Here is an 8,246-nt window from a genome sequence, read left to right as displayed (position 1 = left end):
AATTCTTAGATCATTTCTCTTTATCAAGAAACTTGAATCTTAAGATTAAAATAAACCAACTTATTATAACTGATAAACTATTTAAGGTCTTTAGATAAGGTGTATAACTACCCTTTTTTATAAAGGAACAATCATGATTTTACTTTATATTCAGAAAAAGTAAAGGGGGGTTAAGAATAGAAATTCGACTTTAAAGGGAGCTCCGAATAAAAAGAGAGAATGGTTAAAAGCCCTTTTTACATCTACAAGAATTGACATATTAACTCAATGCCTTAACTGAATTCAAAGGAAAAAGAATTGAAGGTTCCGCTTGACACTCATGAATAGAATCATTCTTGCATCCCTTAGCCCGTTTCGAGCCCAAATATTGCATGACGCGGGGCTTATATTTACTCAGAACCCAGCACGTTTACATGAAAGAGAGATTGATCTTCCTCTAAAAAAGGCCGGTCTCTTGCCGAAAGATCGTGCTATCATCTTAGCTCAGGCTAAAGCTGTTGAAGTGAGTGAACGTCACGATGATGATTGGGTAATAGGATGCGACCAAATTCTTTCTATCGATAATATTGTTCTTCACAAAGTGAAGTCGTTAGAAGACGCCCGAACCCGTCTTTTTTATTTATCAGGGAAAACTCATATATTGTATTCGGCAGTAGTCATTGCTCGATCGGGTGAAAAGAGATGGCAGTATGTCTCAACTTCTTTTATGACAATGCGTCATCTTTCTCCTCAATTCATAGGGAACTATCTTTCTCTGGTTGGTCCTGAAGTTCTGTCTAGCGTTGGTGTTTATCAAATAGAAGGGCTGGGTCTCCAGTTATTCTCAGATATCAGAGGTGATATGTTTTCGATTATTGGCCTTCCATTGCTTCCATTGTTAGAGAAGCTGAAAAGCTTGAACCTTATTGATGATGAAGTTCATTAACGATTCTATTGACACGAAAAGCATTCGTTATCAGTTAGTGATCAGGTATCGATCAGAGCAATACTCGTTGGAAGCTCATGTCTAGCAATCTCTTTTCTTCTTTTCTTCATAAGGTGATAACAGTATCAGTGGTTGAAAAATGGTAACAAAACAATATGACACTTTTCATCGGTCTCACTGGTTCCATTGGAATGGGAAAATCGACAACTGCATCATTCTTTCGGGATGCTGGGATCTTAGTTTATGATGCCGATGCTGAAGTGCATGATATTTACCGAGAGGAAGCAGGAAATCTTCTTGAGAGTACTTTTCCTGATATAAGTAATGATCAAGGTATAGATCGATCCAAATTATCAAGACACGTCATTGGCAATAAAGAAGCAATGAAGAAACTTGAAGCGATTGTTCACCCTCTTGTTCAAAAAAGAAAACAAGAGTTTTATAACATCGCGAAAGAACAAAATGTTTTTCTTGCGGTATTGGATATTCCCTTACTTTTTGAGACCGCTAGTGATCAGGATGTTGATGGTATTGTAGTTGTTACTGCTCCTGCAGACATCCAGCGCAATCGTGTTCTTGCCCGTCAGGAGATGAGTGAAAAGAAATTTGAAAAGCTACTCAGTCTCCAAGAACCAGACTCTCTCAAACAACAAAAAGCTGACTTCATTATCGACACATCGAAAGGGATTGAATGTGCGCGTCAGCAAGTTTTAATGATTATAACAGACATTACATCAGGATGTTGGCAGCCCCAATCTAAGAGGTTCAAAAATTAATATGTCGGATAATTGGCAAGATAATAGAGAAGTGATCTTCGATACCGAAACCACTGGATTGAGTGCAAAGAATGGTGACCGTATTATTGAAATCGGTGCAGTTGAGATGATTAACAGAGTTCCGACAGGAAGAACTTTTCATGAATATTTTCATCCTGGAGAGAAAGAAGTTAGTCCTGAGGCTGAAGCTATTCATGGTATTTCAACGGCTCAACTTCTTGATAAGCCCACCTTTACTGATCTCCTACCGAAATTTGAAGACTTCTTTGGTAGGGGAACATTGATTGCTCATAATGCAACATTTGACATCGGTTTTCTTAATGCTGAACTCAAACGTGCAGGCCAACCAGCCATCGAAGCCGCTAGGGTTATCGATTCTCTCAAAATTGCGAGAAGGAAGTTTCCTACTCTCTCTAATTCCCTTGATGCTTTGTGTAAGCGTTTTGGAATTAAAAACACTGACCGCACCCTTCACGGGGCTTTTCTTGACTCTCAACTTCTGACTTATGTCTATATCGAATTGACAGGTGGTCTACAACTTCGTTTTGATCTTGATCATGATTCTCATGATCTTGATCATTTGAGTACTCTTGATATAGGAACCCGTTTACAACAAAAACAGCGTCCTAATCCTCTTGATTCCCGTTTGACACCGAAAGAAGCAGAAGCTCACGCTGACATGGTGATGATGATGGGACATAAAGCAATTTGGAATAAATGGAAATAGCTCTCTAGAGGGGGATGTTGATCTCATTACTTATCGGTGGCAACGACTTTCCAATTCGGATTATTCGATTTTACTGAGCGTGTAAATGTCCATATATCCGTTACTTCTATAATCTCCTCTAAACTACCTTCTATAATCTCCTCTCTTTCATTGAGAGTAGCCGAAATTATTTGACTAACAAATTCAAGACTGATCTGAGCTTCATCTTTCAGTAATTCAGCCGCTGTAATACGGGCACTCTCAATACGAACAAAGCTCGATTGAACCCTTTCTCCCCGGGAAGCTCGATCATTGATAACCGTTTCAAAATTTTCAAAAACTTCACTTGATAATAAGCCTTCAAGTTTTTTTTTGTTACCATTTGCAAAGCTCATTACGATCAACTCATATGCTTTTTTTGCCCCCTCAACAAACTGATCAATATCAAAATTTCTATCATGAAGAGTGATTGCCTTGAGACCTTGTTCCAGATTTCTATCTTGACCAGAAACCTCCTGAATGCGCACTTCTGTTAATGATTGAATCTGTTCATGCGTCAACCGATGACGACGAATCCCAATAAATTTTCTTGAATTATCATTGATTCTAGACCGTTCCAAATCAGAATCATTTTTGACTGAAGAGTGGGGATCATAAGGAAGGTGCTCATTCCTATTACGGGAACCAAGAACGCTACGTAGTTTCCAGAAAACAAAAATGGCAACGGCCAAAGGGAAAATAGTAAAAGGGTCAAGTTCCATGACATTTCCGATAATTTTTCATATGATCCACAAAAAAGCTAAAATTTACAAGGGCTCATTTCAACGTTCAACACTGTCTTTCTATAAGATTTTTTAAAAATAAACACTCAAATAATTGCTAGAACTTCTGATTATCCAAGATAATTAGATGAGAATAATGAATGTCTTTACTTATTTTCTTTCTTTCCTGTCGTTGTAAAGGACTGTTTTTAGCCTTATGAGCTTGGCATCACATAGTTATTTTGTGATTAAATTGCTCTTTTTCCTAAGCTAAGACTCAGATGGCAAGATTTGAAAAGTGATCCAGCTAATCTTAAATATACAAGATATTTGGGGTTTTGGTAAGAGCGCAATAATCTCATGGGCTTGACCTTCTGTTTCTATCACTTCACCTGGTTCATGGTTAGCAGCCTTCCTCGGAGGAGAATTGGTTGGTTCAGAACGAGTCTGAGTTTTGCTTTCTTGTGACTAAACCATTAGCGTCATTAATGAACTGATCTGAGTTTTTTCTCAGTCTATATAGATCGGAAATTGATATGAACCCAAACTCAAGCATAAAAGAACTAAATCAAGAATACAGACAACCCCAAACTCAAGCGACAGTTAAAAAGCCTTGGCTCAATATCTTATCGCAATATACTAAGCGCTTGTCTTTCGACAATTCTTATTCACCATATGTTCCACATACCCGCCAAAATCAGCCTGAAATCAACATTAATATTAATGTAACCGCTAATCCTTTTTCAAAAACTGACTTCGAAGTGGAATTAAAGATCCATGCTACTGCCAGTAAGGAGAGCAATATTCTGTTTACCGTTGAACTGAGATATGCTGGTTGTTTTCGACTATTCAACATCCCTCACCATGAGGTCGAGCGGACTATATTGATCGAATGTCCACGCTTTCTTTTCCCCTTTGCTCGTCAAATTGTGGCAGAAGTAACTCGTAATGGTGGTATTCCTCCCTTGATGATGGCTCCAGTTGATTTTGATGCCTTGTTCGAACTTCGTCAAGTGAAGACGAAATAACTTAGAAATAAGAACAGAGGCTTCTTTTCGTTCCGGGCCTCATTTAAGAAAATGGGGCAGAAATAAGATAATCATTAGAGATTTTAGAGATATTATGTACCGCAAAAAGTATACTTGACTTTATCTTCTTCCAAAGGAGGTGAGCTAAATATATCGTTTTCATTTAACCGGCTATAAGGATTTTGAAGGGCCTTATTCATAAGGTAAAATTCTTTAAATGAACCAGACTCTAAAACCTGATGAATAACACGGTCAATATGATGATTTCTCGGAATAATAGCAGGATTTCTCATCCTCATTATCTCTTTGGCAAAGCAAAGAGATTCATCAGTTTCTCCAATTTGAGTTCTCCATTTTTTAAACCATCTCCGGGCTTCTGTGCTATGATTGAACAAAACGAGAAAGGCATTATCTTCTCCTTCGGCATCATGGACTTCAGATAAGGTGTAAAACGTATGCGTAAAGTCACAATGATGCGATTCCATAAGCACCAATAAATCGAAAATCAGCTTATTGTTGTCCTCTGTTGGACAGGGTAGTCCTATTTTTTCACCAAAAATCTTATTATAAGATTTTTGGTATTGATTTGAAAAATGGTCAACAGTTTGTTGAGCAAGCGAAAGGGCCTTTCTCTCGTTCTCATCAAGTAGTGGTAAAAGACACTTAGCCAAGCATACTAGATTCCAATGCGCTGCGCGATTTTGTTTTCTGTAAGCATAGTATCCCCTTTTATCGATAGAACTAAAAACCTTATCAGGATGGTAATCATCCATGAAAGCACAAGGGCCATAATCAATAGTTTCACCCGATATCGCCATATTATCAGTGTTCATGACGCCGTGGATAAAACCAACTGACATCCAGTGAGCGATCAGTTTCGCCTGAATAGATACCACTACCTCCAGAAAGGAAAGATAAGGCCTTCGTTTTTTCATAATCTCAGGGTAGAGTCTTTGGATGGTATAATCTGCAAGGATACGCAGTCCTTCAATATCACCACGAGCAGCAAAATACTGAAAAGTCCCAACTCGAATATGTGAACTAGCGACACGGGTTATAATCCCCCCAGGGAAAGCTTTTTCACGAAGAACCATTTCACCTGTAGTCACTACAGCCAATGCTCTGGTTGTTAAAATACCTAAAGCATTCATGGCCTCGGATACTATATACTCCCGCATAATAGGCCCGATCCATGCCCTCCCATCACCGGTTCTGGAGAACAAAGTTTGACCAGATCCTTTTAGTTGGATATCATAGCGCTTATTATCGGTTGCGATCATTTCACCTAACAAAACAGCGCGGCCATCACCTAAACAGGATATCCAATGACCAAATTGATGACCCGCATAAGCCATGGATAAAGGCTCTGTACCGTCAGGGAGGCTATTGCCAGAAAACATGTTAACACAAGAAGAAGATTTTAACCAACTGCTTTCAAATCCTAAATAATTTGCTAAAGGCTCATTGAGGATAATCAATTCTGGGCTATCAACAGGAACTGGCAAGTTTTTCGCATAAAATCGATTAGGTAAAGTCGAATAGGAATTATCAAATTTTGGTAAAAGTACATTTTTTTCTTCTACATCAGGCATAAGGTCAACCTGCTTTTATTTAATTTCTGAATTAAGGTGATTCGAACCTTGCTAATAATCAAGTAGTTTGACAGAAAAAGTGGAAGAAAACAGTACTTCGTAATTCGAAATTCATAATTCGAACGATTGTCATGTACGAATATTCGAGTAAACTAAGGTTTCATTTATTGACAATGCTGGTTCCTAGTCTCGTGAACTTTGACACGTTTTTTAACCAACAACTCAACCGTTTACGTAAAAACGGGAATTATCGTATTTTTGCCGATCTCGAAAGGTGTAATGGATCCTTCCCTAAGGCGGCTCGCCACACAGAAGGTAATACACAGGAAGTCACGGTCTGGTGCTCTAATGATTATCTGGGCATGGGCCAACACCCTAAAACGCAGGCAGCCATGCATGATGCAATTGAAAAATGCGGTGCTGGTGCGGGGGGAACTCGTAATATTTCTGGCACTAACCACTTTCATGTTTTACTAGAAAAAGAACTGGCCGGGTTGCATGGAAAAGAGGCAGCTACGCTATTTACATCTGGTTATGTCTCCAATTGGTCCGCTCTTGGCACATTGGGTGCTCGCCTTCCTGGTTGCCATATCTTTTCAGACAGCCAAAATCACGCCTCAATCATTGAAGGTATTCGTCATTCTCGCGCTGTCAACCATATTTGGAAACATAATGATGTTAAGGGTCTTGAATACCAGCTTCGTGAAACAGACCCTGACGTACCTAAAATTATTGCCTTTGAATCAGTCTATTCAATGGATGGAGATATTGCACCTATTGCTGATATCTGTGATATGGCAGATCAATACGGAGCGATGACATATCTAGACGAAGTTCATGCTGTTGGTCTTTATGGTCCTCATGGTGGCGGCATCTCAGAACGAGATAATCTTGCTCACAGATTAACGGTTATCCAAGGAACACTCGGCAAAGCCTTTGGTGTTATGGGAGGGTATATTACTGCTTCTGCTACTCTCTGCGATTTCATTCGTAGCTTCTCTTCTGGATTCATCTTTACGACCGCTATACCCCCTGCTTTAGCAGCTGGTGCTATGGCATCCATTCAACATCTTAAAAAAAGTGATCTTGAGCGCCAACGCCAACGTAATAATGTAAAAACATTGCGAGATCGGCTCGATTCTATCGGAATTCCATATATCAAAAACGATAGTCATATTGTTCCTGTAATGGTGGGAGATGCTAAAAAATGTAAATACATTTCGGACTTGCTTCTAGAAAATTATGGTATCTATGTTCAACCAATTAATTATCCAACCGTTCCGGAAGGAACTGAGCGTCTGAGATTTACACCAACTCCACTGCACACTCCAGAGGATATCGATCGTTTGATTACTGCATTGTCTGAGCTCTGGTCACAATGTGCTCTATCACGAGCTTGTCGACTAGATGCCTATGGCAGAGGCGTCTATAAGACGTTTTGCACCTAGATGAATCAATTCCAGACCAGCCTCACGACCAAGTTCTCTTGGAGATTGAGCCGCACCCTCTGCTTTATATTGCAGGAATTGTCTACCATCCAGTGACATCACGGCGCAACGTAATGTCATTGTATCACCTTCAATGGTAGCGTGGGCAGCTATCGGTGAATTGCAATGGCCGTTTAACACCCATAATACTTCACGTTCTGCATCTGCCAACGTGCGAGATTCGGCGTTGTCAATCACAGATAACATTTCACGAATCCTCCAATTTTTATCAACACATTCAACAACTACAATCCCCTGTCCAACAGCAGGAATTATATCATGGGTAGAAAATTTATGGGAAATACGATCTTCCAAACCAAGACGAATAAGGCCGGCTGTTGAAAGAAGAAGAGCATCAACGGGAGAGGTTTCACTCCCATCGGGTAACTTTTGAGGTATACCCTCATCCATTTTTCGAATTCTAGTATCAACTGCACCGCGAAAATGGATTGTTTCTACTTTTCGATAAAGATGACGGATAAAAGCAGCTCTTCGGACAGAATTTGTTCCAATGCGAATGCCATCCCCTTCATTTCTCTCTAGATCGATTTTTGTTAGACCAGACCTTAAGACCAAGGCGTCTGTCGGATCATCACGCATCAGAAAAGCTGCAAATATCAAGCCAGGCATTTCTTGATTACCAGGTACATCCTTAAGAGAGTGCATAGCGCATTCAGTATTCCCAAGTAATAATTCTTCTCTGATCTCAGAAACAAAGGCTCCCCCTTTGCCACCATGACGATCCAAGCGGTTGATCTCATCTTTATCGCCGTGCGCGTTCAGCTCAGATAGATGTATCTCCAGAACAGGATTATGAGAACGTAATTGCATGCAAACAGACTCAGTCTGAGCTAGAGCCATTTTGCTTCGACGTGTCGCTATACGGATCATATACTGAGTAGACTTCGAAAACTATCCGTTCTATGATAATAAATGATTTTTTCAATACGCATTATGAATTTAGACTCTCT

8 protein-coding genes are annotated in these 8,246 nt (G+C 39.7%); 5 read left to right on the top strand and 3 right to left on the bottom strand.

From position 1 onward, the window contains the following. Positions 1-319: 319 nt before the first annotated feature. From AAGD37_RS04115 to dnaQ, 3 genes are all read left to right on the top strand, one after another. Positions 320-925, top strand: a complete 606-nt coding sequence (locus tag AAGD37_RS04115; RefSeq protein ID WP_341760264.1) for a Maf family protein — start codon at positions 320-322, stop codon at positions 923-925. A gap of 155 nt (positions 926-1,080) precedes the next feature. After that, the gene (gene coaE / locus AAGD37_RS04110; RefSeq protein WP_341760263.1) at positions 1,081-1,701 is read left to right on the top strand and encodes a dephospho-CoA kinase; all 621 of its coding nucleotides are present in this window, start codon (positions 1,081-1,083) and stop codon (positions 1,699-1,701) included. A gap of 1 nt (position 1,702) precedes the next feature. Then, positions 1,703-2,428, top strand: coding sequence for a DNA polymerase III subunit epsilon (gene dnaQ, locus AAGD37_RS04105; RefSeq protein ID WP_341760262.1), 726 nt, complete (start codon positions 1,703-1,705; stop codon positions 2,426-2,428). Between the two features lie 26 nt (positions 2,429-2,454). Here dnaQ and AAGD37_RS04100 read toward each other — a convergent pair whose 3' ends face one another. Next, complete coding sequence (locus AAGD37_RS04100) at positions 2,455-3,168, bottom strand: Tim44/TimA family putative adaptor protein (protein WP_341760261.1); 714 nt, start codon at positions 3,166-3,168, stop codon at positions 2,455-2,457. A gap of 536 nt (positions 3,169-3,704) precedes the next feature. On the opposite strand from AAGD37_RS04100, the gene secB reads away from it, so the two are divergent. Continuing rightward, positions 3,705-4,196: a protein-export chaperone SecB gene (secB, locus tag AAGD37_RS04095; protein WP_341760260.1), complete on the top strand. Its 492-nt coding sequence runs from the start codon at positions 3,705-3,707 to the stop codon at positions 4,194-4,196. A 92-nt stretch (positions 4,197-4,288) separates the two neighbouring features. Here secB and AAGD37_RS04090 read toward each other — a convergent pair whose 3' ends face one another. Continuing rightward, on the bottom strand, positions 4,289-5,788 hold the full coding sequence (locus AAGD37_RS04090; protein WP_341760259.1) for a protein adenylyltransferase SelO: 1,500 nt from the start codon (positions 5,786-5,788) through the stop codon (positions 4,289-4,291). Between the two features lie 191 nt (positions 5,789-5,979). Between AAGD37_RS04090 and hemA the strand changes: the two genes are divergently transcribed. Beyond that, a complete protein-coding gene (gene hemA, locus AAGD37_RS04085) occupies positions 5,980-7,236 on the top strand; it encodes a 5-aminolevulinate synthase (RefSeq protein WP_341760691.1) in 1,257 nt (418 codons plus the stop codon). On the opposite strand, the gene hemC is transcribed toward hemA, so the two are convergent. Continuing rightward, a complete protein-coding gene (hemC, locus tag AAGD37_RS04080) occupies positions 7,192-8,166 on the bottom strand; it encodes a hydroxymethylbilane synthase (protein WP_341760258.1) in 975 nt (324 codons plus the stop codon). The genes hemA and hemC overlap by 45 nt on opposite strands. Positions 8,167-8,246: the final 80 nt, after the last annotated feature.

The organism is Candidatus Endowatersipora endosymbiont of Watersipora subatra, from assembly GCF_964026585.1.
Classification (GTDB): domain Bacteria; phylum Pseudomonadota; class Alphaproteobacteria; order Rhizobiales; family Rhizobiaceae; genus Pseudahrensia.
This window is presented reverse-complemented; position numbering and strand designations above follow the sequence as displayed.

Bases quoted from the DNA above. Each gene is read 5' to 3' on its own strand.
- AAGD37_RS04115 (WP_341760264.1), top strand. From the start codon at position 320: ATGAATAGAATCATTCTTGCATCCCTTAGCCCGTTTCGAGCCCAAATA.
- coaE (WP_341760263.1), top strand. From the start codon at position 1,081: ATGACACTTTTCATCGGTCTCACTGGTTCCATTGGAATGGGAAAATCG.
- dnaQ (WP_341760262.1), top strand. From the start codon at position 1,703: ATGTCGGATAATTGGCAAGATAATAGAGAAGTGATCTTCGATACCGAA.
- AAGD37_RS04100 (WP_341760261.1), bottom strand. From the start codon at position 3,168: ATGGAACTTGACCCTTTTACTATTTTCCCTTTGGCCGTTGCCATTTTT.
- secB (WP_341760260.1), top strand. From the start codon at position 3,705: ATGAACCCAAACTCAAGCATAAAAGAACTAAATCAAGAATACAGACAA.
- AAGD37_RS04090 (WP_341760259.1), bottom strand. From the start codon at position 5,788: ATGCCTGATGTAGAAGAAAAAAATGTACTTTTACCAAAATTTGATAAT.
- hemC (WP_341760258.1), bottom strand. From the start codon at position 8,166: ATGATCCGTATAGCGACACGTCGAAGCAAAATGGCTCTAGCTCAGACT.